Raw genomic sequence first — 21,333 nt, 5'->3', positions numbered from 1 at the left:
GCTACTCCCCGGGTAGGAGGAAACCGTATCCCTGGAAGATACGCCGGGCCTCAGGGCTTCCCACGAAGGTGTAGAAGGCCATCACCTCGGGCCGCTTCCTCCCTTTCAGGATCACGTAGTCCTGCTCCAAGGTGAGGTGGCTTCCCAAGGGGGCGAGCCAGTACACCCCGGGGCGGGAAAGGCTTTCATGTACCGCCAGGGAGAGGGCCAGGATGCCGGCTTGGGTGGTGGTGAGGGCCAGCTGGGCAGTCTGAGAGATGTTTTCCCCGTACACGAACTCAAAGCGGGGCTTGCCCTGGCGGAGGGGCGTGGCATCCCAGTAGGCCTCCACCCCCTGGGAGAGGCGTTCCCAGGGAATCTCCTCCCAAGAGAGGTTGGCAAAGGGTGTCTTCAAGCCGGGAAGCGGGGCATCGGCCCGGCGCCTTAGAAGGCCGTAATGTTCCAGCAGGGTGACGGCGGCCCGGCCGTAAGGAGCATGCACCGGGTTGGCGATGGCCAGCCGGGTGATCCTGGGGTCCTTGAGGGCCTCGGGGCTAGGCTCAAGGCCCAACTTCCGGTCCAGCCAGATGACCATGCGCCCGATGGCGTAGGGCCTGCGGGTTCCGGCCTCCGCCAGGCCTTTTTTTTCCAGGAGCTCGGGGTAGAGCCTTTCTGCAGAGAAGTAGAGGTCCGCCTCGAGGCCCTGGGTGAGCTGGGTGTAGAACTTTCCCGAGGAACCGAAGCTTAGCAAGACCCGTATCCCGGGGTTCCTGGCCTCAAAGGCTTGGGCTACTTCCTTCAAGGCATACTGCAGGTCGGCGGCCGCCACCACCTGGACCGTCCTCTGTGCCCAAGCCGGGGCAAAAGCCAGCACCGAGGACAGGAACAGCACCTTTTTGTTCACCCTTACCTCCTTTGCAACCGCGGCAGGCGGCGGGGTTGCCCCCACCACCCCGGGGCCATAAGCCCGGCCCGGAAGGCCCACGGGGTCTGTCCGGGCTCGGAGGCTAAGGGGATGCTAGCCCGCGGGCTCATCCCGTGTCAACCAGAGCCCGGGGTTGCATAAGTTTGCAAGGGTGCAGTATCCTATAAGCCTCATGGTGGGAGACGCCCTCACCCGGCCCAAGGATCTTTTGGACTTCTCGGCCTACGGTCGCCAGGAGATCGAGGCGCTTTTGGCCTTGGCGGAGAGGCTAAAGAGGGAGCGCTACCGCGGGGAGGACCTTAAGGGGAAGGTCCTGGCCCTTCTTTTCGAGAAGCCCTCCTTGCGCACCCGCACCACCCTCGAGGTGGCCATGCTTCACCTGGGAGGGCATGCCGTCTACCTGGACCAGAAACAGGTGGGCATCGGCGAGCGTGAGCCTGTGCGGGACATAGCCAAGAACCTGGAGCGCTTCGTGGAGGGGATCGCCGCCCGCGTATACCGGCACGAGACCGTGGAGGAACTCGCCCGCCACGCCCGCATCCCGGTGATCAATGCCCTTTCCGACCGGGCCCATCCCTTGCAGGCTCTGGCGGACCTCCTCACCTTGAAGGAGGCCTTCGGGGGATGGGAGGGCCTCGAGGTGGCCTGGGTGGGGGATGGCAACAACGTGTTGAACTCCCTTCTTGAGGTGGCTCCCCTGGTGGGCCTTAGGATGCGGGTGGCCACGCCAAGGGGGTATGAGCCGGATCCTGGCCTTTTGCAGAAAGCGGGGGCCTTCTTCACCCATGATCCCAAGGAGGCCGCCTTGGGAGCCCATGCCCTTTACACTGACGTTTGGACCAGCATGGGCCAGGAAGCGGAGCGGGAAAGGCGGCTCAGGGACTTCAATGGATTCCAGGTAAACGGGGAGCTTTTGCAGCTGCTACGGCCCCAGGGCGTCTTTCTCCACTGCCTTCCGGCCCACTATGGTGAGGAAACCACCGAGGAGGCGGTGCACGGGCCCCGGAGCCGGGTCTTTGACCAGGCGGAAAACCGTCTTCACACCGCTAAGGCCGTCCTCCTGCGCCTGCTAAGCTAGGGGTATGGTCCGGCCTTACCGCTTCTCCCTCGAGGAGTTTCTGCGGCTTCCCCTGCCCGAGCGGGGTGTGGAGCTTTTGAGGGGGGAGATCTACCAGATGGCACCCATAGGTCCTCGGCATGCGTACATGGTCAACCGGCTCAACCGGCTCCTGGTGCAGACATTCCCCCAGGCTTTGGTACAGCCCCAGGGTCCTTTGGCTTTGGGTGAGGATACCTATGTAGAGCCCGACCTGCTTGTGCTTCGGCCTAAGGACTATGGAGGAGCCTTGCCTGAGCCGGGGGATGTGTTGCTTTTGATGGAGGTGGCCGAGGCCAGCTTGGCCTATGACCTGGAGAGGAAGCTGCCTCTTTATGCGGAGGCGGGGATCCTCGAGGTCTGGGTGGTGGACTTGAACGCCTCTCGCCTCTTGGTCTTCCGGGGTCCTGCGGGCGACCACTACCGGGAGCAGCTTTGGCTTTCCCCTGGGGAAAAACTGGCTCCCTTGGCCTTCCCTGATATCCCTTTGGAGGTGCCGTGGTAAGGGTGGGGATCATCGGGGCCTCGGGGTATGGGGGAGGGGAGCTGATTCGCCTTCTTAAGGCTCACCCCGGGGTGGAGCTGGTAGGGTTTAGCAGCCGTAAACACGAGGGGAAACCCCTTTCCTCCGCCTGGCCCCAGCTATGGGATAAAGGGCTTTTTGCCACCCTGGAGGAAGTACTGGAGCAGGCGGATGTGGTCTTTTTGGCCTTGCCCAACGGGCTTGCCATGGAGCTTACTCCAAGGGCCCTGGAGGAGGGCAAACGGGTCATAGACCTCTCCGGGGACTTCCGGCTTCCCCCGGAGGTTTACGAATCCTGGTACGGGATCCCTCACAAGAGCCCAGGGCTTTACCGGGAGGCGGTCTATGGCCTTCCCGAGCTGCATCGGAAGGAGCTTGGGGGGGCGCGCTTGGTGGCCAACCCGGGGTGTTACGTGACGGCCACCACCCTGGCCCTGGCCCCTCTGGCGGCGGAAGGTGTCCTGCGGGGGGCCTTTGTGGTGGGTTTAAGCGGGGTCTCCGGGGCGGGCAGGGAAGGGGAGGGTACCTTTTTTGCCGAGGTGAACGAGAACCTTAAGCCCTACAAGGTGGGGGGTACCCATCGCCATATACCGGAGATGGAAAGGAACCTGGGCCGCCTTTTGGCCCAGGGGCGCCCGGTGCGCACCCATGGGCCCCTGGGGGAGGTGCGCCTTTCCTTCGTCCCCCACCTGGTGCCCATGACCCGGGGTATCTTGGTCACGGTGGAGGCGGAGGTGGAAGGGAACTGGAGCCAGAAGGCCCTGGACGAGCTTTACCAGGACTTCTACGCCCAGGAACCTTTTGTGCGGATCACCGAGGCCTTGCCGGAAACCAAGGGCACCTATGCTTCCAACCGGGTGGATGTGAAGCCTCTTTATGAAGCTAGAACGGGGCGTGTTATGGTGTTTGCGGCCTTGGACAACCTGGTGAAGGGGATGGCGGGGCAGGCGGTGCAGAACCTGAACCTGATGCTGGGTCTGCCTGAGGAGACCGCACTTCCCAAGGAGGGCCTATGGCCGTAAGGCTTGCCCGGGGTTTTCGCGCCGGGGCTACCCGGGCGGGCATCAAGCCTTCCGGCAAGCCCGATCTGGCCTTGTTGGTTTCCGGCCTTCCCGCTTCCTGGGCCTATGTGGCCACGCAGAACCGGGCTGCCGCCCCTTCCATCCACCGGGGTAGGGCCCTTTATGCCCAGGGTGAGACCCTGCGGGCAGTGGTGGTCAACGCGGGCAACGCCAACTGCGCCACCGGGGAGCGGGGCTTTTTGGACGATCGGCGCATGGCCGAAGCCGCTGCCCTGCGCCTTGGAGTGCCCGTGGAGGAGGTCTTGACCGCTTCCACAGGGGTTATCGGGGTTCCCCTTCCCGTGGAAAAGGTGGAGGCGGGTCTGCCCCAGATAGAACTCAGCCCCTACGCCGATGCCTTTGCCGAGGCCATCCTCACCACGGACTTAGTTCCTAAGGTAGCGGAGGCCGAGGTGGAGGGGGCAAGGATCGTGGGTATCGCCAAGGGCAGCGGGATGATCCATCCCAACATGGCCACCATGCTGGCCTTCGTGGTGACGGATGCCGCTTTACCCCAGGAGGCCTTGAGGGAGGCCTGGCGGGGCATCGTGGACCGCACCTTCAACCAGGTGACCGTGGACGGGGATACCTCTACCAACGATCTCGCCCTGGTGATGGCGAACGGGGCTTATGGCGCGGTGCCCCTCGAGGCCTTTTTCCCGGCCCTCGAGGCAGTGGCCCGGGAGCTGGCGAGGAAGATCGCCCGGGATGGGGAGGGAGCCACCAAGCTCATGACCGTGCGGGTGGTGGGGGCAGCCACGGAGGAGGAAGCCAGGCGGGCGGCAAGGACCATAGCGGGAAGCGCTCTTTGGAAGAGCGCCCTTTACGGAAACGATCCCAACTGGGGCCGGATTCTGGCGGCTTTGGGGAACTCTGGGGCCCGGTTTGATCCCCTAAGGGTGAGGATCCAGGTGCAGGGGATTCCCCTTTATGCCGGGGGCGCTCTTCCCTTTGACCGGGAGGCGGCGAGCCAGGCCATGCGTTCCGAGGAGGTGGAGATCCTGGTGGACCTCGAGGAGGGCCAGGGGGAGGGTGTGGCTTGGGGATGCGACTTAACAGAGGGGTATGTGAGGATTAACGCCCTTTACACTACCTAGGGACTGGTTTTGGAGTGTGCTTTCTCAGATATAGGCGCACCCGTGAAGCATCGCTAAGAGAAAAGGTTGACAAATGGAATGATCGGTTGCATGATAAAGATGAAACCCCGGTGAGAGGGTCACATAAGAGCGGGAGGTGGGTATGAAAGCCGTAAAGTACCACATTCTTTCGCTGTTCTTGTTGGTGGGTTTTGTAGTAGGCCAGCAGTCATATGTAGGGGGTTCCTTAGGTTTCTTTGGTCAGGCGCTCAACATGGGGTTTCATGTAGGGGCGTCTTTAGGAGGAGGTAAACCAGAAGCCAGGGTTTGCCTGGATGCTACGTTTGTACCTTCCTTGGTGATGTTGGGGCTGACCAGCGATACGTTGTTTACTGTTGGAACACTGGATGCCCCTGTTAAGCCATATCTAGGGGTCGGAGGCAATCTTTGGCTCTTGCCAGGTGTGGGATTTGGGTACGGGTTGCACGGTACCGTTGGGTTGAGAGTGCCGATTGCGCCAACTGCGTTTCGTGGTTTTGTCGAATTGCAACCCGTACTTGTGTTCTTATATGGTGGTGGGACCGGGGTCGGTGGCCTCGGTTATGTGCTAAAGGCAGGGGTGGATTTTGCGCGTTAAGGGGTGCACGTACTTGGAGCGACGTACGGATGATGTTGGCTTGCCTTGGAGTTTCAGGGGTGCTACGCTAAGAGGCGAAAGGGGGTTAGGTATGAGAAGAGTAGTTTTGGCGCTGTTGCTGTTCGTGTTAGGAAGCTCGTTAGCGCAGTCTTCTGGTTATGGACTGTACTCGGGATTTCCTACTTACTTGGGTCTTCAGTATCAAAGTGCTAATGTGCGCTTTGGTGTGGGACTGAGTGGATATGGCTTTGGGGGAGATGTTGGTTTGATTTTGGCTAAAAGCCCCCTGCCTGCGGCACCGGGCGTTTCTTTGGACTGGTACTATGGGGCTGGCTTCGGCTTAGGTTTCTGGACTGTACTTAGCTACAGCGGCTTTTACCTATTTCCCCATGGCCTGGTCGGGGTGGAATACCGCTTCCCAGAAATGCCTTTCAGCGCGTATGGGGAGTTGAATCTGGGTGTGGGGATTGGGCTCGGGAGCTTAGCAGGATGGCGGGGGATCGGTCCAGATTTCGCCGGAAGGGTTGGGATTATATTCCATTAAGCATAGGGTAGCATGGAGGGGATGCGTTGGCATTCCCTCCTTCTTTCATTGCTTCTTGCCTCCTGCGCCAGGCCCGACACCGCCCCCCCTGAGGTGGAGCTTACCGAGCCCTTGGGCGGAGCGGTGGCCCCGGGAAGGGAGGTTAGGGTGCAGGGCTATGCCTTCGATCCCTCGGGGGTGGTGAGCGTCCGGGTCAATGGGCAAGAGGTCCTGTCCTCTGGGGAGGTGGGTAAGCGGCTGGCTCAGTTTCGCTTCCGCCTGCAGGCCCCGGCCTCCGGGAGGGTGGAGCTTCTCCTAGAGGCGGAGGATGCCCGGGGTAACCGGGGGGAGAAGCGGGTTCCTCTGGTGCTGGATGCAGCGCCTCCCCGCATCGTGGTGGAGCGGGTGGAACGGGAGGGGAGCTTGTACCGGGTTTATGGACGGGTGGAGGACAACGTCCAGGTGGATCGAGTGGTGGTGCGGGTGGGCGGTCGTTTTAATCCCCTTTCCCTTCCCAAGGGGGCCACGGTGGCCTTTTCCGCAGAGGTGCCGGCCGGGGCTGTGTTGCTTGCGGTGGATGCCGCTGGAAACCGCACCAGCCGGCGTATTCCCTAGGGGCAGGGTGTGGTACACTCCTGGGGGCTATGAGGCCTAACGGTGACACCTTGGCGGACTTGGCCCGGGCGTTGAGGGGAACCCCCCTCGAGGTCAGTCAGGTTCCCAGGTTCCGCGAGATCGTCAGGCTTCTCCACCGGCTTCCCCCAGGGCGGGAGCGGGATGGACTTTTGGCTGTGGCCTACCTTAGGCTGTACCAGCTATTGGGCCAGGAGGAGGATTACCTGAGGGGTTACAGCTACGCGCGCACCGCAAAGCTGGAGCCGGTCCGGCTTCTTGGTGAGCGGCTAGGGGAGGGAAAGCGGTGAAGGAGCTTTTGGGTTTGCTGGCGGTGTGGAGCATCGTGCTTTCCGGGTTGGCCTTGGTGACAGGGGTCGTCTTGATCAAAAAGGGGAACAGAGTAGCCCACCATCGGGCCATGTTGGCGGCCACTTCCTTAGCCCTCCTTTTCCTGGTGTTCTATCTTGCCAAGTGGGCCCTTCACGGCACCACCGCCTACGGGGGGCCAGAGGCCTGGCGTGGGGCCTACTACTTCCTCCTCATCACCCACACCCTGCTGGCCGCCATCAACGGCCCCGTGGCCCTTTATGTGATCTGGAGGGCTTTTAGGGGGGAGTTTGTCCTGCACAAGCGTTGGGCCAGGGTGCTGGTGCCCATTTGGCTGTACGTGGCCGTGTCGGGTTGGGTTATTTATATGGTGCTGAAGCGCTACGGGGTGGAAACGGGAACCATCGCTTTCTAGCGGGCTCCACCACAATCTTTCCATCCTGAACCCGAGCGATCTCGGGGCCCTGGGTGTCCTGTTCCTCTGGTGCCTGGGCTAAGTGGGCGCCGATGCGCACCTGTTTGGCAGCCAGCTCCAGGGCGAAGATGAAGCGCTCCTCGTCCCCACCAGCGCCGGCATGGGCGAGGCCGCGCAGCTTGCCCACCACGATCACATCCCCTCCCGCCACCACCTCGGCCCCGGGGTTCACGTCGCCCAGAACCACCACCGTGCCGGGGTGCTCCACCCGTTCGCCGGAACGAAGGGTTTTGCTGAGGACCAGGGTACCGGCGGGAAGGCGGTTTCTGGGAGGGATCAGGGTGAGGGGCCGGCCTAGCTCCAGGAGGGCTTGGAGCACCTGTCCCGACACAGGCCCGGCCACCTCCACCTCGAGGGGGAGGTCTTCCGGAAGCTTGAGGTTTTGGACTTCTTCTGGGGTTTCCCCCCCATCCAGGCGCAGGGCTAGGGCTTTGGGGGTGGCGCGGAGGCGCATGGCGCTATTCTACCTGGCCTGGGCTTCCTCCACCTGCCAGTAGGCGGCCATTACCTTGCGCACCGCGGGAAGGGCCACGCGGCTTCCCTCCCCCCCGTTTTCAAAGAAGGCCACCACCACCAGGGGAGGGTAGGGGGAGCCAGGTTCAGCGGGGCCATAACCCATGTACCAGGCGTGCTCAAGGCCCGCTCGCTTGCCTGGGGTTTCCGCGGTGCCCGTTTTGCCGCCAGTGGGTACGGGAAAGCTCCCGAGGATATGGCGGGCGGTACCCTCCTTCACGGTCTTTCGTAGGCCCTCTTGAAGGATTGTCCAGAAACGCCCGGGAACCGGTTCAAGCCGGGGTTTAACCTCCCTCGGGCCGAGGCGTTTGACCAGGTGGAGGGTGGGTTTCTCTCCGCTGTTGACGATGGTGGAGAGCATCCGGGCCACCTGGGCTGGGGTGGTGAGGACGGGGCCCTGCCCGATGGCCAGGGAAAGGGTTTCCCCCGGGTACCAGGGCTCTTTGAAGACCTCCCGCTTCCATGCCCGGGTGGGGAGAAGTCCCGTTCGCTCGGCGATTTCCAGCCCGGTAGCTTCCCCTAGGCCCAGAAGGCGGGCCCTCGCCGCCAGGCGGTCCACCACCCCCAGGGGGTCCTGGGCCACCGCTTGGTAGTACCAGGTGTTGCAGCTCCAAGCGATGGCCTCCTTGACGGTCATGGGGCCCATATCCCGGGTGGCCCAGTTGCGGCGCACCTGGCCTCCAAAGACGATGTAGGGGCTGCACCGTAAGGCGGTGGAGGGGTTCACGTACCCCTCTTCCAGAAGGGTGTAGCTGGTGGCCAGCTTGAAGGTGGAGCCTGGGGTGTAGGGTTGCACCGCCCGGTTCAGAAGGGGAAGGTCCTTGTCCTTAAGAAGGGCCTGGACCTCCTGGGGTACGGGCCGTTTGGCGAAAAGGCTCGGGTCGAAGGATGGAGCGCTGGCCATGGCCAGAACCTCCCCCGTTTTGGGATTTACGGCCACGATGGCCCCCTTGACCCGGGTGGCGGGGGGAAGACCCTTGGACCTCCGCCCGGCGTTGATGTCGGCCAAGGCTTCCTCCAGGGCCTTTTCCGCCGCTCGCTGGAGGTCCAGGTCCAGGGTGAGGACCACATCCTGCCCGGGGGTGGGTTCCTCCAGGATGGTTTCCCTAAGGCGCTCCCCCCGGACGTTGACCTCCACCGCCTTCACCCCGCGCTTACCCCGGAGGTAGGGCTCGAGGGCTGCCTCGAGGCCTGCCTGGCCCACTTGCTCGTCGGGGCTGTATCCCCGCTTCACCTGCTCGGCATTGGCCTGGAGCACATACCCCAGGACGGGGCCCGAGATGGGGTTAGGGTAGGAGCGTTCGATGCGTTCCACCAGCTTGAGGTTTTTCTGCCCAGCGGTGATCTCCGCCAGGGTGGGCAGGAGGTGTTCGGGTACCCCTGCCTTGAGGACCGTGGGGCCTTGGACCTTGGGGAGTTCCTTCAGGCCCAGGAGGGGGAGGAGCCTTTCCTTGAAGGCCACCTCGCCCCCCTCGTACACCAGGTCCACCACCAGCCGGTCCTGGGCGATCACCCGCCCCTTGCGGTCCAGGATGCGGCCCCGGGGGGCGGGAATGCCCTCGGTCTTCAGGTAGTTGCCCTGGCTCCTTAGGGCGTACCGCTCGTGCTCCAACACCTGGAGGTGCCAAGCCCTTAAGGCCAGGAGGCCGAAGGCCAGGAGGAAGAAGAGCATGAGGGCGTAAAGCCGGCCGGTCATGGTCGTCGGGAGGAGGGCAGAAAGCGCCAGGCCAGGAGGAGCAGGGGAAGGGTGAAGAGGCCCTCGAGGAGAAGGTCCAGGGGCAAGAGGGAAGGAAGTTCCAAGCGGAGCCAGTAGGCCACCAGGAAGTAGCCCGCCCACTTGGCCAAAAAGGCCCAGAAAAAGGAAAAGAGAACCCCAGGGGTTTCTCCCGGGGCCAGGCGGCGGCTTGCCGCATAGAAGGCGTAGCTGGCGCTCAGGAGCCCCACCGCATGGAGGCCCAAAAGCCCGTAGCCCAGGAGGTCTTGCACAAGCCCCAGGAAAAAGGCCCAAGGGAGGCCCAGGTAATAGGGAAGGCTACGGGCATAAAGGAGGGCCAGGACCAGGAAGAGGTCCGGGGCCATCAGCCCCTGGGGCCAGAGGGCTCCTAGGAATCCGGAGAGCACAAGGGTGAGGAGGAGAAGAATCCCCATCATAAGGGCCTCAGCACGATAACCTCCTCCAGTAGGGAAAGCTCCACCAGAGGCTTGACCCAAGCCCGTAGCTTTAAACCCCCTTGGACGCGCTCGATGCGTTCCACCCGGCCCACGGGGATCCCGTCCGGGAAAAGGCCCAAGGGAGCTCCGGTGAGCAGGAGGTCTCCCGGAGCCACCTGGACCGTGGGGGGAAACTCCGCCACCAGATGGTCAGGGGGAACCCCCCGGGCCACTCCCCGCCCTGGGGCCTTTTCCGGCCGCACGCCCACCTGGCTTTCCGGGTCCAGAAGGGTGCGCACCAGGGCCCGGCGTTCCTCCACCTCCACGATGAGCCCCACCAGCCCTTCCGGGGCGGTCACCGGCATGCCCACCCGGAGGCCATCCCGCTCCCCTAGGCCCAGGATCAGGCGGCGGTAAAGGCCGGAGAGGTCCTCCCCCACCACCGGGGCCACCGCCACCACCCCGGGGGCCTGCGAGGCCCGCACCTTGAGGGCCCGGGAAAGGCGCTCCACCTCGAGGCGAAGCCTTCGGTTTTCGTTTTCCAGCTGGGCGAGCTGGGCCTTCAGGGAGCGGTTTTCCCTGTAGAGGTCCTGACGGTTCAGGAGAATGGCGGAGGCGGCCCGCAGGTTCTGCCCCAGGCGGTGGCCCAGGGCGGGCAGGGGAGCGGTGAGGGGGGAAAGGGTGAGGGCGAGGTGGGGGGCAAGGGGGCGCGTTAGGGCCGCCATGGCCAGGCCCAAAGCCAGGAGGAGGAGGAAGAGCCCCCGTCGCAAGGCCACTTCCCTCACGGCCTAAACCCCCTTTCCCAGAGGAGGACGAAAACCCGGGCCACGGGTAGGCCCACCACCGTGTAGAAATCCCCCTCGATTCCTTCCAGGAGGGCCATTCCCAGGCCTTGGGCCCCGTAGCCTCCTGCCTTGTCCAGCCCTTCGCCGCTCTGCACGTACCAGGCGATTTCCTCCTGGGAAAGGTTGCGGAAGCGGACCCGGGTGGTGTGCACCTCCACCACCAAATCCTGAGGGGTGCGCAGGTAGATGGCGGTGTGGACCTGGTGGGTTCTCCCGGAAAGGAGGCGGAGGAAGAGGTGGTTTTCCACCCGATCCCTGGGCTTGCCGAGGACCCGGCCGTCCAGGTCCACCACGGTGTCCGCCGCCAGCACCCACTCCCCCGGCACCTCCCCCCCTTTGCGCCGGGCCAGGGCTAGGGCCAGCTCCCTGGGGTCTTGGGGAAGGTCTTCCCCAGCTTCCTCCACCCTAGGGGGCACCACCTTAAGGGGAAAGCCCAGGACCTCGAGGAGAGCCCTGCGCCTAGGGCTTCCCGAGGCCAGGGTCAGCACTAAAGGGGTTGCCCTTCCCGCCATAGCCTTAGGATCTCCTCCTGGTAGCGTTCCGCCAGGGCGGGGCTTTGCAGGATCAGAAGGTTCTCGTTGTTCACCTGCCAGGCCCTGGCGGTGAAGTTGTAGCTTCCCGTGATCACAAAAGTGCTGTCGATCACCATCACCTTGTGGTGGAGGGTGTAAGGGTTGCCGTCCTTCCGCACCGCCACCCCGGCCCGCAGGAGGTCGTCTTCCCGGCTATCCCCGAGGTTGCGGGTTTCCAAAAGGGCCTGCACCCCCACCCCTCGCCTCTGGGCCTGGACCAGGGCTTCCACCACCTCCCGGTCCGTGAGGACGAAGGCCGCCACCAGGATTTCTTTCCTGGCAGCCCTGAGCCGTTCCAGAAGAGCCTCCCGGCCCAGCGCACCTCCTTTGGGGCTGAAGTAGGCGGTGCCCTCCGCCGGTATGCCCTTTTCCGGGGAAAGGTGGAAGGCAACCGGTTTTCCCAGGCCTTCCTTGGTGCCCTCGAAGAGGGCGGTGAACTCCCGGGCATAACCTTGGGCCAGGGTGGAAGAAGGCAGGAGGAGGCTGTTTTCGTTGTTCCGGGCGAAGGCATTCCAGGTCATGTTGGTGCTTCCCGTCCAGACCGCCTGCCCGTCCACCACCAAGAACTTGTGGTGCATGAAGCTTTCCCGTTCGTCAAAGCACACGGGAATCCCCACGATTTCCTCGCAGTCCAGGGACAAAGGCCGGATGCGCTCCCGTAGGGCCGCCTGGGGTATACGGGGGGTTTCCCCTTGCTGGCCCAAGGCCCCACCCACCAGGTAGCGGCGGAAGTCGTTTCGGTAATCGCTTTCCCCGTAGAGCCTCACCCTCACCCCCCGCTCCTTGGCCCTGAGCAAGGCCTTGGCGATCTCCAGGTCACGAAACTCGTAGAAGGCCCCATCTAGGCTTTCCTTGGCTCCGTCCATGAGGGCGATGAGCCGGGCCTTGGCGGCCTCCCCTTCCCGGGGCATGAAGTAGACCTCCACGCCCCCTGCTTCCGCCTGTGGGGGAGGCGAGGGGAGGCCCGGACGGAACTCCTGGAAAAGCCAAAGGAGGAGGATGACCAGGAGGAGCAAATAGCCGGGAAGCCCGGCCAGGGTGGGCTTTCTCCGCCGCCTCTTAGTACCCATCCCCGCCTTCCCCCTTCACCAGGGCCACCCCGCTGGAGGTACCCAGCCGGGTGGCCCCCGCCTCGAGGAGCTTGATGGCGGTTTCCCGGTTGCGGATGCCGCCTGCGGCCTTGACCTGGGCCCGGCCCCGGGCCACCCTTACCAGGAGTTCCACGTCCTCCAGGCTGGCCCCCCGGGGTCCAAAGCCGGTGGAGGTTTTCAGGAAGTCGGCCCCGCCCTGGATGGCAGCCTCGGCCAGGTTTTCAAGATAGCCCCTACGGGGCTGACCCAGGGCTTCAGGGGTGAAGTAGCCTGTTTCCAAGATGACCTTGAGCACCGCCTTGGGTGCTGCCTGGCGCACGGTGCGGACTTCTTCCTCGATGTAAGCGTAATCCCCAGCCAGCGCCCGGCCCAGGTGGATCACCATATCCACCTCATCGGCTCCCTGGGCGATGGCCAAGGCTGCCTCGAGGGCCTTGACTTCCTTGGCCTGGTAGCCCAGAGGAAAGCCCACCACGGTTACCAGGCGAAAGGGAGCATGCGGGTAACGCTCCCGCACCAAGGGGACATAGGATGGAGGGATGCAGAGGCCGAAAAACCCGTATTCCAGGGCTTCCTCTGCCACCTTCAGGATCTCTTCCGGGGTGGCGGTGGGTTTTAAGAGGGTGTGGTCGATGTGGGCGGCCAGGTCCATACCCTGCCATCATACGCAAGGGATGTGATAGGATGAAAAGAGGCCCCTTGCTGGGGCTTTTTTTGAGGTCGAGATGTTGGCTGTGGGAATCGTCGGTCTACCCAACGTGGGCAAGTCCACCCTCTTTAACGCCCTAACCCGGGCACAGGCTTTGGCGGCCAACTACCCCTTCGCCACCATCGACAAGAACGTGGGCGTGGTATCCCTGGAGGACGAAAGGCTTTACGCCTTGCAGGAGGTATTTGCCAAGGGGGATCGCAAGCCTCCGGTTGTCCCCACTCATGTGGAGTTTGTGGACATCGCGGGCTTGGTCAAGGGGGCCCACAAGGGGGAAGGCCTCGGCAACCAGTTTCTGGCCCACATCCGCGAGGTGGCGGCCATCGCCCACGTGCTCCGGTGCTTTCCCGATCCCGATGTGGTGCACGTGATGGGCCGGGTGGATCCCCTGGAGGATGCGGAGGTGGTGGAAACCGAGCTCCTTCTGGCCGATCTCGCCACCTGGGAAAGGCGGCTTGAGCGGCTTAGGAAGGAGGCCCGGGCCAACCGGGACCTGGCCCCCACCCTCGAGGTGGCGGAGGCCCTTTACGCCCACCTGCAAGGGGGAAAGCTCGCCCGCACCTTCCTCTTAAACGGAGAGCAGGGTGAGGATACCGAGCTCCGCCGCCTGCTTAAGGAAACCCCCCTCCTCACCGCCAAGCCGGTGATCTACGTGGCTAACGTGGGCGAGGAGGACCTGCCTGAGGGAGAGGGCAACCCCCACGTGCGGGCGGTGCGGGAAAGGGCCAAGGCCGAGGGGGCCGAGGTGGTGGTGGTTTCCGCCCGGCTGGAGGCGGAGCTGGCCGAGCTCGCTCCGGAGGAGGCGCGGGAGCTTCTTGCCGCCTACGGCTTAAGGGAAAGCGGCCTCCAGCGCCTGGCCCGGGCGGGGTATAGGGCCCTTGGCCTCATCACCTTCTTTACCGCTGGGGAGAAGGAGGTGCGGGCTTGGACGGTGCGCCGGGGAACCAAGGCCCCGGAGGCAGCGGGGGAGATCCACTCCGACATGGAGAAGGGCTTCATCCGGGCTGAGGTCATTTCCTGGGACAAGCTGGTGGAGGCTGGGGGATGGGCCAAGGCCAAGGAAAGGGGTTGGGTGCGCCTCGAGGGCAAGGAGTACGAGGTCCAGGATGGGGATGTCCTCTACGTTCTCTTCAACGTGTGATCCCATCCGGACTTGGGTCAAGGCGAACTCCAGAAGGGGATTTGACGGGAGCCCCGCTTTGCCCTACAATCTGGGTGGCTTTGCCCGTTAGGGCAGACACTTTGTGCGCTGGGGCGTCGTCTAATGGCAGGACAGCGGACTTTGGATCCGCCGGTCGTGGTTCGAGTCCACGCGCCCCAGCCAGATTTTTTCACATCCTTTTCGCAACCCTTAGATAAACTGGCCCCGTGGCGACGGATTATCCGGGGCTTCTCCTATTAAGCCGCAACGATGCCCTGCGGGCTTATGTGGACCTGGTGCTTTCCGAGCGGGGCATCCCCGTCCGCCACTTTGACCTGGCCCGGGAAGGCCTCTTTTGGCTGTTGGACCACACGCCCAGGTATGTGCTTTTGGACCAGGATCTGGACGTGGATCCCTTTGCCGTGGCCGCGCGCATCCGGCATGTGCGCCGGCTTAAGGAGGTGCCCTTGGCGGTGCTCATAGAGCCTACTGAGAAACACCGGACCACCGCCGAGGTGGTGCGGGTGAAGGCCATAGAAAAACCCCTCACCCGGGACAAGCTCTTTCGCTTTTTGGGTTTGGGGTAGGCCCATGTAAACTGAGGGCCGTGCGGGTGCTCCGCTTCCTCCTCCTGTCCCTGGCCGGACTTCTTGCGGGCGCAGGTCTGGCCCTGGGGTATCTGGCGTACGCCTACACCCGCCAGCTTCCCGACCTCTCCCAGTTTGATCGGCTGCGCCTCACCGCCACCTCCACCCTCTACGCCCGGGACGGCACCCCCCTGGCCCAGATCGCCAGCGTGGAGGAGGGAAGGGCCATCCACCGGAGCCTGGTGCGGCTTTCTGAGGTTTCTCCGGCGGCGGTGGCGGCGGTGGTCTTTTCGGAGGATCGTCGGTACTTCCAGCACTACGGGGTGGATTTCGTGCGCCTTCTGGGGGCCCTCTACGCCATCCTTCGGGGGGATCTTCAGGGGGGGAGCACCATCACCACCCAGGTGATCAAAAACACCCTCCTCAAGGAGCTGGCCCAGGCCCGTTCCCTGGAGCGCAAGTTCAAGGAGTGGGCCCTGGCCCTGGAGCTGGAGAGGCACTACACCAAGGAGGAGATCCTGGAGATGTACCTGAACGTGGTGCCCTGGGGAGGCAACGCCGTGGGCATCAAGGGGGCGGCGGAGGCCTATTTCGGTAAGGACCCTGCCGCCTTGACCCTGGCGGAAGGCCTCTATTTGGCCTCCCTGATCCCGGCTCCCAACGCCCGGTACCAGGACCTGAAGGGGGTGCGGGAGCGGATGCGTTTGCTTCTGGACCAAATGGTGGCCGAGGGCTGGGTGAGCCCGGAGGTGGCCGAGGCTGCCTGGCGGGAGCCCCTTGCCCCCAAGGGGTGGGAGGTGCGCTACGACGGGGAGGGAAACCTCCTGGAGGCCAGGCTGGTGGATCCCGAGGCCCGTATCCTCAGGCAGCTGGACTACCGGATGGCCCCCCATTTCGTCCTCGAGGTGCGCCGCCTCCTCGAGGCCCGCTTCGGGAAGGAAAAGGTCTACGGCGAGGGGGGGCTTAAGGTGTACACCACCTTGGACCCAGCCATGCAACGGGCGGCGGAGGCCGCGGCCAAGGGAGCCAGGCTGCCGGAGGGGGCGGAGCTGGCCATCGTGGGCCTGGATCCCGAAACGGGGGAGGTGCTGGCCCTGGTGGGGGGGGTAAGGCGGGAGGGGGATGAGTACAACCGGGCCACCCGGGCCCTGCGCAACCCCGGGAGTGCGGTGAAACCCTTTGTCTACGCCACCGCCTTGGAGGAGGGTTGGACCCAGGCCACCTTGGTTCCCGACCGCCCCCTGGAGTTTCCCGATCCCAGCCAGAAGGGAGGGGTATGGCGGCCCAAGAACTTCTCCGGCACCTTTCTTAACCGGGAGATCACCGTACGCTATGCCTTGGACCTCTCCCTCAACCTGCCCGCCATCTACACCGCCCAGGCCATAGGAGTGGAGAAGGTGGCGAGAAAACTGTCCCAGGCGGGTTTTGCGGTGAAGTATCCCACCCTGGCCATCGCCATCGGGGGAGCCTCCATCACCCCGGTGGACCTGGCGGCGGCCTATGCCGCCTTCGCCAACGGGGGTTACCGGGTTACTCCCATCTACGTGAAGCGTGTGGAGGATGCCCAGGGGCAGGTGCTTTACCAGGCTCTCCCGGAACGGCGGCGCCTCTTTGATCCCCAGGTGGCCTACCAGGGGTGGGACCTCCTGAAGGGATATGTCTACGACCTGGGGGAAAAGGGTCTGGCCAAAGGGGCCCGCATCCCCGGGCGGGTGGTGGGGGGAAAAACCGGCACCACCAACGAGGCCCGGGACCTGTGGTTTGCCGGGGTGACCCGAGGGCTTTCCGCAGTGGTCTGGGTGGGCCGGGATGACAACAAGCCCTTGCGCATGGGAGGGAGGGAGCCTTCCAGCTCCGTGGTCAACCCCCCCATCTGGCGGGAGTTCGTGGCGGGGGCCCTGAGGGGAAGGCCTGGAGGGGATTTCCCCCCGCCTGCGGGCCTGGTGCAGGTGGGGATGGATCTCCTCTCGGGCCAGCCTTCCCAGCAAGGGGTAAAGGTCTGGTTCCCCCAGGGGAAGGTACCCGTGCTTCCCCTGCAGGCTTCGCCCTCGGAGGGAACCGGGCTTCTTCAGGAAGCCCCCCCGGCTGGGGTGGGGCCTACGGACTACCCCTCGGGTTCTAACGAGGAGGCTTCCCCTACCCCCCCACCCGGGCAGTGAGGACCTCGAGGAGGAGGCTGTGCTGGAACGCGTGCGCATCGTCTTGGTGGAACCCCAGGAGCCCATGAACGTGGGGGCGGTGGCCCGGGCCATGCGGAACTTTGGCCTTTCGCGGCTTTACCTGGTGAATCCCTCGCCCCGGGTGGGCCCTCCGTGGGCCCGGGAGGCCTACTGGCTGGCGGTGCATGCCGAGGAGGTGCTGGACCGGGCGGTGGCGGTGGGAAGCCTCGGGGAGGCCCTCGAGGGGGTGGGCTTCGTGGTGGCCACCACGGGAAGACCCCGGGAGCTTTACCCGGCCCCGGTGGTGACGGCTCGCGAGGTGCCGGCCCACGTGCTTTCCATAAAGGGAGAGGTTGCCCTGGTCTTTGGCCGGGAAACCTTTGGCCTCACCAACGAGGAGCTGGACCTGGCCCACCTCATCGGCACCATCCCTACCGCTCCCGAGCAGCCTTCCTTGAACCTGGCCCAGGCGGTGGTGGTCTTTGCCTACGAGCTTTACCAGGCCTGGTTGCAGCAGGGCAGTACGGTATCCAAGGAGGAGCTGGCGGATGTGGCGGCCCTCGAGGGATTCTTCGCCGATTTGGGGCGTTATGTGCTGGAGATCGGGTTCACCGACGAACACCGCCACCCTTACGCCATGCGCCGCCTGCGCCGCATCTTCCACAAGGCCCGGCTTTCCCCGGGGGAGGTGCAGCTTCTCAGGGGGCTTCTGCATCAAAGCCGGTATGCGGTAGCCTCCGCCCTGAAAAAGGAGGGTACGAAGGGAAAGGATGGCTAGCCACAGCCTTTACCGATTGGTGCGCCTGGCCCAGCGGCTTTTGCCGCCCCTGATCGCTTCGGTGGTGGTGGTCTTTGAGCTGGCCCTTCTGCCCTACCGGCACGTGGATAGCCTCCTCTGGCTACGGCTTGGCTTTTACGGCCTGGTGGGGCCTCTGGTCACCTATGCAGTGCTGGAGTGGATCGCCCAGGAAACCCTGGAGAAGGTGCGGGCGGAAAGGGCCTTGGAGGAGGCGAACCGCCGCCTTTTGGCGGCAGGGCGGGTGTTCCGCGAGGCCTTGGAGAGCGAGAACCTCGAGGAGGCGGTCTCCCGCATCGCCCGGGCTTTGGGGGAGACCTTAGGGTACCCTGTGGCCCTCGAGGCCGAGGGGGTCCATGCCGGGGAGGAATGCGGGGGGATGCGGGTGGAGCTTCCGGGTTTGAAGGGATACCTGGAGGCTTGCCCTCCGGAGCCGGAACGGGTGTTTTTGGAGGTGCTGGCCCACGAGGTGGCGGGGGCCCTGCAATCCGTGGTGGCCCGAAGCCGGGACCGCCTTACCCTCTTTGAGGTGGACCAGGCCCTCAAGGCCGAGGCCAACCTGGACCGCCTCCTGGAAGGGCTTCTGGAGCGGATCCGGGCCTGGGCGGAGGCGGAGGGGGGTGGGGTTCTCCTGATGGACGAGGAGGGGTTCCTGGTACCCCGGGTGGTGCGGAACCTGGCCCTACCCTCCCATCCCTTCCTGCCGGATGGTGTTTGGAAGGGGAGCCTTGAGGGGCCGGTGTTCGTGGATGAGGAAACCCTGGCCCTGCCCCTAAAGGCCAGGGAGACGGTGGGGGTGCTGGTCCTCAAGGGCAAAGGCCTTTCCCGGCGCATCCCTTTCCTCTCCTTCCTGGCCTCCCAGGTGGCCTTGGCGGTGCGCAACGCCCAGGCGTACCTGAGGGCGGAGGAGCTGGCCATCAACGAGGAGCGCACCCGCATCGCCCGGGAGATCCACGACGGCATCGCCCAGAGCCTGGCCTTCATGGCCTTGAAGCTGGATCTGGCGGAGAGGCTTCTTGCCAAGGACCAGGAGGCGGCCCTGAAGGCCTTGGCCGAGGTGAAGGAGACCCTCAGGGCGCAGATCCGGGAGGTGCGCCGGAGCATCTTTGCCCTGAGGCCCATCGACTTGGAGCGCTACGGCTTCCTGGAATCCGTGCGCCGCTACGCCCAGGCCTTCGCCGAGCAGGCGGGCTTTCGCGTGCAGCTTTCCCTACCGGAAGGAGTGGGGCTTTCCCAGGCCAGCGAGCTGGTCCTCTTCCGGGTTCTGCAGGAGGCCCTCACCAATGCCGCCAAGCACGGCAAGCCCAGCCGGGTGGAGGTGGAACTCCTCCCCTTGGGGGAGCGAGGGGCGCGGCTGGTGGTCCGGGACAACGGGAAGGGGTTCCAAAACGCCGAGGCCCAGGGCTTAGGTGGGTTTGGCCTCACCCAGATGCGGGAGCGGGTGGAGGCCCGGGGTGGGCGCTTCCAGGTGCGTTCGGAGCCGGGAAAGGGCACGGAGGTGGTGGCGGAGGTTCCTTACTGAGGACCTGCTTATCATGGGAGGCATGGACCGTCCCGTACGGGTGCTTTTTGTCTGCTTGGGGAATATCTGCCGAAGCCCCCTGGCGGAAGGAGCGTTCCGCAAGCTCATCCGGGAGAGGGGCCTCGAGGCCCGGTTTGAGGTGGATTCCGCCGGCACGGGGGCTTGGCACGCCGGGGAGCCCATGGATCCCCGGGCCCGCAAGGTGCTGGAGCGGGAAGGGGCCTACTTCCCCCATGTGGCCCGGCAGATGACCCGGGAGGATGTCCTCCACTACGACCACATCCTGGTGATGGACCGGGAGAACCTGGTGGAGGTGCAAAGGCGTTTCCCCGAGGCCAGGGGGAAGGTGCGCCTCCTCCTGGACGACCTGGGCGGGGGGGAGGTGCCGGACCCGTACTACGGGGACCTGGAGGACTGCCAAGAGGTCTACTGGATGGTGGAGGCCGCCGCCACGGCGTTCCTGGACCGCCTTTTGGGGGAGGATGGACCCCGGAAAACTCCTTGAACGGGTGGGGCTTGAGGCTAAGGGTCCGCCTCAGCCCCTCCATGGCGGGGATATTTCCCGGGTGTACCGCCTGGGGGCCTATGTGGTGAAGCTTGCGCCGAACCCTCCTTTAGGCCTCTTCCCCGCGGAAGCCCGGGGGCTTAGGGCCCTGGCCGAGCGGGGGGTGCGGGTGCCCCGGGTATTCTTTGCCTCCGAAGAGGGATTGATCCTGGAATATCTGCCGGAAGGCCCACCCGATTGGGAGGGCCTGGCCCGTATGCTGGCGGGGCTACACCGCCAGCGCGAAGCCGTCTATTGGGCCGAGGCGGGGTTTTTGGGCACCTTTCCCCTGCCGGGCGGGGAGGGGAGGGAGTGGACGGAGTTCTTCTTTTCGCGGTGCATAGAACCTCTCTTGCAGGCCACTTGGGACCGCCTCGAGGGCCTTGGACCCAGGGTGGAGGCCCTCTTTCAGAGGCCCCTGCCCGCCGAGGGGCCTGCACCCCTGCACGGGGATCTTTGGCACGGCAACCTTCGGTTTACCCCGGAGGGACCTGCCCTCTTGGATCCTTCCTTTTTCGTGGGAGAGCGGGGGGTGGACCTGGCCATGATGCGCCTATTCGGAGGGTTTCCCAAGGCTTTCTGGCAGGCTTACCAGGCACTATACCCCATTCCGGAGGAGGTGGAGGAGGCCCTGCCCTGGTACCAGGTCTACTACCTCCTGGCCCACGTGCACTTCTTCGGCAAGGGCTACCTCGGTTCCCTATGGAAGGCGATTTCCGCCTCTTAGGTCCCATTGACTGGCTGCAGCTCCTCGCCCAGGGGGGAAAGACTGGGGTTTTTGCCGTGGAGGCAGGGGGTGGAAGGGGGGAGGTTTACCTGGAGCAGGGGCGGCCCGTCCATGCGGTGTTCGGGGAGAAGGTGGGGCGGGAGGCCTTGCTGGAGGTGCTGGCGTTGAAGGAGGGGCGCTTTCGCTTTCTGCTTTCCGTGCGACCCCCCTTGAGTTCCCTGGAAGGCCCCCTCGAGGCCTACCTCTTGCAAGCGATCCGCTTCCTGGACGAGCGGGTGGAGGTGGGTCCCTTTGACCTGGTGCGGCCGGGGTCCCGGGCCCAGGCGGTCCAAAGTACCCTGGACCCCGTGGAGCTTTCCCTCCTCCTGGCCCTGGGCAGTGGCCAAAGCCCCCTGGACCTGGCCTCCCGCCTGGCCCTGCCCCTGGGGGAGGTCCTGAGGCGCCTGGGCCACCTGGCCCGGCTGCGCCTGGTGGAGGTATTCCCCCGGGTGCCGCGCACGGCCCGGCTTCGGGTGGCCCTGGGGCGACAGGGGGCGCATGTGGATGCCTTGCTGCTTTCCGCTTGGCGGGAGCATTACGGTCCCTTTCAGCGGGTAAGGGTGAAGGCCCAGAAGGAGGTACTCCTTTCGGTGGAAGGCGCGGAGGGTCTGGGGGTGGAGATCCGCCTTGCGCCGGAGCTGCTTCTCTTCCACGGGCTCCAGGTGGGGGAGGAGGTCTTGGTGTGGCCGGAAGTGTGAGG

Annotated in this window: 25 protein-coding genes, 1 tRNA gene and 1 riboswitch; of the genes, 18 read left to right on the top strand and 8 right to left on the bottom strand. The window is 64.7% G+C overall.

From position 1 onward, the window contains the following. Position 1: 1 nt before the first annotated feature. Entirely contained in the window at positions 2–883 is an 882-nt protein-coding gene (gene modA / locus KQ693_RS10925; protein ID WP_267261281.1) for a molybdate ABC transporter substrate-binding protein, read from the bottom strand. Beyond that, positions 874–997, bottom strand: a riboswitch (molybdenum cofactor riboswitch). Its footprint overlaps the gene before it by 10 nt. Before the next feature lie 79 nt (positions 998–1,076). Here modA and argF point away from each other — a divergent pair. The 9 genes from argF to KQ693_RS10880 all read left to right on the top strand — a co-directional run bounded on the left by argF (position 1,077) and on the right by KQ693_RS10880 (position 7,177). Beyond that, positions 1,077–1,982, top strand: coding sequence for an ornithine carbamoyltransferase (gene argF, locus KQ693_RS10920; RefSeq protein ID WP_267261280.1), 906 nt, complete (start codon positions 1,077–1,079; stop codon positions 1,980–1,982). A gap of 4 nt (positions 1,983–1,986) precedes the next feature. After that, on the top strand, positions 1,987–2,505 hold the full coding sequence (locus tag KQ693_RS10915; protein ID WP_267261279.1) for a Uma2 family endonuclease: 519 nt from the start codon (positions 1,987–1,989) through the stop codon (positions 2,503–2,505). A gap of 2 nt (positions 2,506–2,507) precedes the next feature. Then, positions 2,508–3,545: an N-acetyl-gamma-glutamyl-phosphate reductase gene (gene argC / locus KQ693_RS10910; RefSeq protein WP_219758698.1), complete on the top strand. Its 1,038-nt coding sequence runs from the start codon at positions 2,508–2,510 to the stop codon at positions 3,543–3,545. Next, positions 3,536–4,681, top strand: a complete 1,146-nt coding sequence (argJ, locus tag KQ693_RS10905) for a bifunctional glutamate N-acetyltransferase/amino-acid acetyltransferase ArgJ (RefSeq protein ID WP_267261278.1) — start codon at positions 3,536–3,538, stop codon at positions 4,679–4,681. Before argC ends, argJ begins: the two co-directional genes overlap by 10 nt. 142 nt (positions 4,682–4,823) lie before the next feature. Then, positions 4,824–5,297: a hypothetical protein gene (locus KQ693_RS10900; RefSeq protein WP_267261277.1), complete on the top strand. Its 474-nt coding sequence runs from the start codon at positions 4,824–4,826 to the stop codon at positions 5,295–5,297. 91 nt (positions 5,298–5,388) lie between these two features. After that, the gene (locus KQ693_RS10895; RefSeq protein ID WP_267261276.1) at positions 5,389–5,841 is read left to right on the top strand and encodes a hypothetical protein; all 453 of its coding nucleotides are present in this window, start codon (positions 5,389–5,391) and stop codon (positions 5,839–5,841) included. 21 nt (positions 5,842–5,862) lie between these two features. Then, positions 5,863–6,435, top strand: a complete 573-nt coding sequence (locus tag KQ693_RS10890) for a hypothetical protein (RefSeq protein WP_267261275.1) — start codon at positions 5,863–5,865, stop codon at positions 6,433–6,435. Between the two features lie 29 nt (positions 6,436–6,464). Continuing rightward, a complete protein-coding gene (locus tag KQ693_RS10885) occupies positions 6,465–6,743 on the top strand; it encodes a hypothetical protein (protein WP_267261274.1) in 279 nt (92 codons plus the stop codon). After that, positions 6,740–7,177 (top strand): DUF420 domain-containing protein, encoded by a 438-nt coding sequence (locus KQ693_RS10880; RefSeq protein WP_219758505.1) that lies wholly within the window; start codon positions 6,740–6,742, stop codon positions 7,175–7,177. The genes KQ693_RS10885 and KQ693_RS10880 overlap by 4 nt, the downstream gene beginning before the upstream one ends. Here the strand turns inward: KQ693_RS10880 and minC are convergent. The 7 genes from minC to deoC are packed head-to-tail and all read right to left on the bottom strand — an operon-like array spanning position 7,122 to position 13,061. Then, a complete protein-coding gene (gene minC, locus KQ693_RS10875; protein WP_267261273.1) occupies positions 7,122–7,691 on the bottom strand; it encodes a septum site-determining protein MinC in 570 nt (189 codons plus the stop codon). The two genes, KQ693_RS10880 and minC, sit on opposite strands and share 56 nt — an antisense overlap. Positions 7,692–7,700: 9 nt before the next feature. Continuing rightward, the gene (locus KQ693_RS10870; RefSeq protein ID WP_267261272.1) at positions 7,701–9,446 is read right to left on the bottom strand and encodes a penicillin-binding transpeptidase domain-containing protein; all 1,746 of its coding nucleotides are present in this window, start codon (positions 9,444–9,446) and stop codon (positions 7,701–7,703) included. Then, positions 9,443–9,901 carry a rod shape-determining protein MreD gene (gene mreD / locus KQ693_RS10865; protein ID WP_267261271.1) on the bottom strand — a complete coding sequence of 153 codons (459 nt, stop codon included), beginning with the start codon at positions 9,899–9,901 and terminating at the stop codon, positions 9,443–9,445. Before mreD ends, KQ693_RS10870 begins: the two co-directional genes overlap by 4 nt. Continuing rightward, positions 9,898–10,686, bottom strand: coding sequence for a rod shape-determining protein MreC (gene mreC / locus KQ693_RS10860; RefSeq protein WP_219758501.1), 789 nt, complete (start codon positions 10,684–10,686; stop codon positions 9,898–9,900). Before mreC ends, mreD begins: the two co-directional genes overlap by 4 nt. After that, a complete protein-coding gene (locus tag KQ693_RS10855; protein ID WP_267261270.1) occupies positions 10,683–11,258 on the bottom strand; it encodes a Maf family protein in 576 nt (191 codons plus the stop codon). Before KQ693_RS10855 ends, mreC begins: the two co-directional genes overlap by 4 nt. Further along, on the bottom strand, positions 11,234–12,388 hold the full coding sequence (locus KQ693_RS10850) for a phospholipase D-like domain-containing protein (protein WP_267261269.1): 1,155 nt from the start codon (positions 12,386–12,388) through the stop codon (positions 11,234–11,236). Before KQ693_RS10850 ends, KQ693_RS10855 begins: the two co-directional genes overlap by 25 nt. Beyond that, positions 12,378–13,061, bottom strand: coding sequence for a deoxyribose-phosphate aldolase (deoC, locus tag KQ693_RS10845; protein WP_267261268.1), 684 nt, complete (start codon positions 13,059–13,061; stop codon positions 12,378–12,380). The genes KQ693_RS10850 and deoC overlap by 11 nt, the downstream gene beginning before the upstream one ends. Before the next feature lie 73 nt (positions 13,062–13,134). Here deoC and ychF point away from each other — a divergent pair, with 73 nt between their 5' ends. The 9 genes from ychF (at position 13,135) to KQ693_RS10800 (ending at position 21,331) form a co-directional block, all read left to right on the top strand. After that, positions 13,135–14,259, top strand: coding sequence for a redox-regulated ATPase YchF (ychF, locus tag KQ693_RS10840; protein ID WP_267261267.1), 1,125 nt, complete (start codon positions 13,135–13,137; stop codon positions 14,257–14,259). A gap of 109 nt (positions 14,260–14,368) precedes the next feature. Further along, a tRNA-Gln gene (locus KQ693_RS10835) sits at positions 14,369–14,442 on the top strand. Positions 14,443–14,486: 44 nt separating this feature from the next. Beyond that, on the top strand, positions 14,487–14,846 hold the full coding sequence (locus KQ693_RS10830) for a response regulator (RefSeq protein WP_219758496.1): 360 nt from the start codon (positions 14,487–14,489) through the stop codon (positions 14,844–14,846). Positions 14,847–14,866: 20 nt separating this feature from the next. Continuing rightward, positions 14,867–17,005 (top strand): transglycosylase domain-containing protein, encoded by a 2,139-nt coding sequence (locus tag KQ693_RS10825; protein WP_267261266.1) that lies wholly within the window; start codon positions 14,867–14,869, stop codon positions 17,003–17,005. Positions 17,006–17,027: 22 nt separating this feature from the next. Next, complete coding sequence (locus tag KQ693_RS10820; RefSeq protein ID WP_267262381.1) at positions 17,028–17,783, top strand: RNA methyltransferase; 756 nt, start codon at positions 17,028–17,030, stop codon at positions 17,781–17,783. Continuing rightward, positions 17,776–19,323, top strand: coding sequence for a sensor histidine kinase (locus KQ693_RS10815; RefSeq protein ID WP_219758494.1), 1,548 nt, complete (start codon positions 17,776–17,778; stop codon positions 19,321–19,323). The genes KQ693_RS10820 and KQ693_RS10815 overlap by 8 nt, the downstream gene beginning before the upstream one ends. Before the next feature lie 13 nt (positions 19,324–19,336). Beyond that, positions 19,337–19,828 carry a low molecular weight protein-tyrosine-phosphatase gene (locus tag KQ693_RS10810; protein ID WP_219758493.1) on the top strand — a complete coding sequence of 164 codons (492 nt, stop codon included), beginning with the start codon at positions 19,337–19,339 and terminating at the stop codon, positions 19,826–19,828. Continuing rightward, entirely contained in the window at positions 19,806–20,594 is a 789-nt protein-coding gene (locus KQ693_RS10805) for a fructosamine kinase family protein (RefSeq protein ID WP_219758492.1), read from the top strand. Before KQ693_RS10810 ends, KQ693_RS10805 begins: the two co-directional genes overlap by 23 nt. Further along, positions 20,570–21,331: a DUF4388 domain-containing protein gene (locus tag KQ693_RS10800; RefSeq protein ID WP_267261265.1), complete on the top strand. Its 762-nt coding sequence runs from the start codon at positions 20,570–20,572 to the stop codon at positions 21,329–21,331. Before KQ693_RS10805 ends, KQ693_RS10800 begins: the two co-directional genes overlap by 25 nt. Positions 21,332–21,333: the final 2 nt, after the last annotated feature.

Source organism: Thermus brevis, assembly GCF_026427635.1.
Lineage (GTDB): Bacteria > Deinococcota > Deinococci > Deinococcales > Thermaceae > Thermus > Thermus antranikianii.
Note: the sequence above shows the minus strand (reverse complement) of the source record. Positions and strands in the feature narration are given on the sequence as shown.

What these genes read in the sequence shown, in the direction of transcription:
- KQ693_RS10800 (WP_267261265.1), top strand. Translation starts at nt 20,570, where the DNA reads ATGGAAGGCGATTTCCGCCTCTTAGGTCCCATTGACTGGCTGCAGCTC.
- minC (WP_267261273.1), bottom strand. Translation starts at nt 7,691, where the DNA reads ATGCGCCTCCGCGCCACCCCCAAAGCCCTAGCCCTGCGCCTGGATGGG.
- KQ693_RS10870 (WP_267261272.1), bottom strand. Translation starts at nt 9,446, where the DNA reads ATGACCGGCCGGCTTTACGCCCTCATGCTCTTCTTCCTCCTGGCCTTC.
- mreD (WP_267261271.1), bottom strand. Translation starts at nt 9,901, where the DNA reads ATGATGGGGATTCTTCTCCTCCTCACCCTTGTGCTCTCCGGATTCCTA.
- KQ693_RS10885 (WP_267261274.1), top strand. Translation starts at nt 6,465, where the DNA reads ATGAGGCCTAACGGTGACACCTTGGCGGACTTGGCCCGGGCGTTGAGG.
- KQ693_RS10850 (WP_267261269.1), bottom strand. Translation starts at nt 12,388, where the DNA reads ATGGGTACTAAGAGGCGGCGGAGAAAGCCCACCCTGGCCGGGCTTCCC.
- KQ693_RS10855 (WP_267261270.1), bottom strand. Translation starts at nt 11,258, where the DNA reads ATGGCGGGAAGGGCAACCCCTTTAGTGCTGACCCTGGCCTCGGGAAGC.
- KQ693_RS10805 (WP_219758492.1), top strand. Translation starts at nt 19,806, where the DNA reads ATGGACCCCGGAAAACTCCTTGAACGGGTGGGGCTTGAGGCTAAGGGT.
- KQ693_RS10900 (WP_267261277.1), top strand. Translation starts at nt 4,824, where the DNA reads ATGAAAGCCGTAAAGTACCACATTCTTTCGCTGTTCTTGTTGGTGGGT.
- KQ693_RS10895 (WP_267261276.1), top strand. Translation starts at nt 5,389, where the DNA reads ATGAGAAGAGTAGTTTTGGCGCTGTTGCTGTTCGTGTTAGGAAGCTCG.
- KQ693_RS10915 (WP_267261279.1), top strand. Translation starts at nt 1,987, where the DNA reads ATGGTCCGGCCTTACCGCTTCTCCCTCGAGGAGTTTCTGCGGCTTCCC.
- KQ693_RS10815 (WP_219758494.1), top strand. Translation starts at nt 17,776, where the DNA reads ATGGCTAGCCACAGCCTTTACCGATTGGTGCGCCTGGCCCAGCGGCTT.
- argF (WP_267261280.1), top strand. Translation starts at nt 1,077, where the DNA reads ATGGTGGGAGACGCCCTCACCCGGCCCAAGGATCTTTTGGACTTCTCG.
- ychF (WP_267261267.1), top strand. Translation starts at nt 13,135, where the DNA reads ATGTTGGCTGTGGGAATCGTCGGTCTACCCAACGTGGGCAAGTCCACC.
- KQ693_RS10810 (WP_219758493.1), top strand. Translation starts at nt 19,337, where the DNA reads ATGGGAGGCATGGACCGTCCCGTACGGGTGCTTTTTGTCTGCTTGGGG.
- argJ (WP_267261278.1), top strand. Translation starts at nt 3,536, where the DNA reads ATGGCCGTAAGGCTTGCCCGGGGTTTTCGCGCCGGGGCTACCCGGGCG.
- KQ693_RS10890 (WP_267261275.1), top strand. Translation starts at nt 5,863, where the DNA reads ATGCGTTGGCATTCCCTCCTTCTTTCATTGCTTCTTGCCTCCTGCGCC.
- deoC (WP_267261268.1), bottom strand. Translation starts at nt 13,061, where the DNA reads ATGGACCTGGCCGCCCACATCGACCACACCCTCTTAAAACCCACCGCC.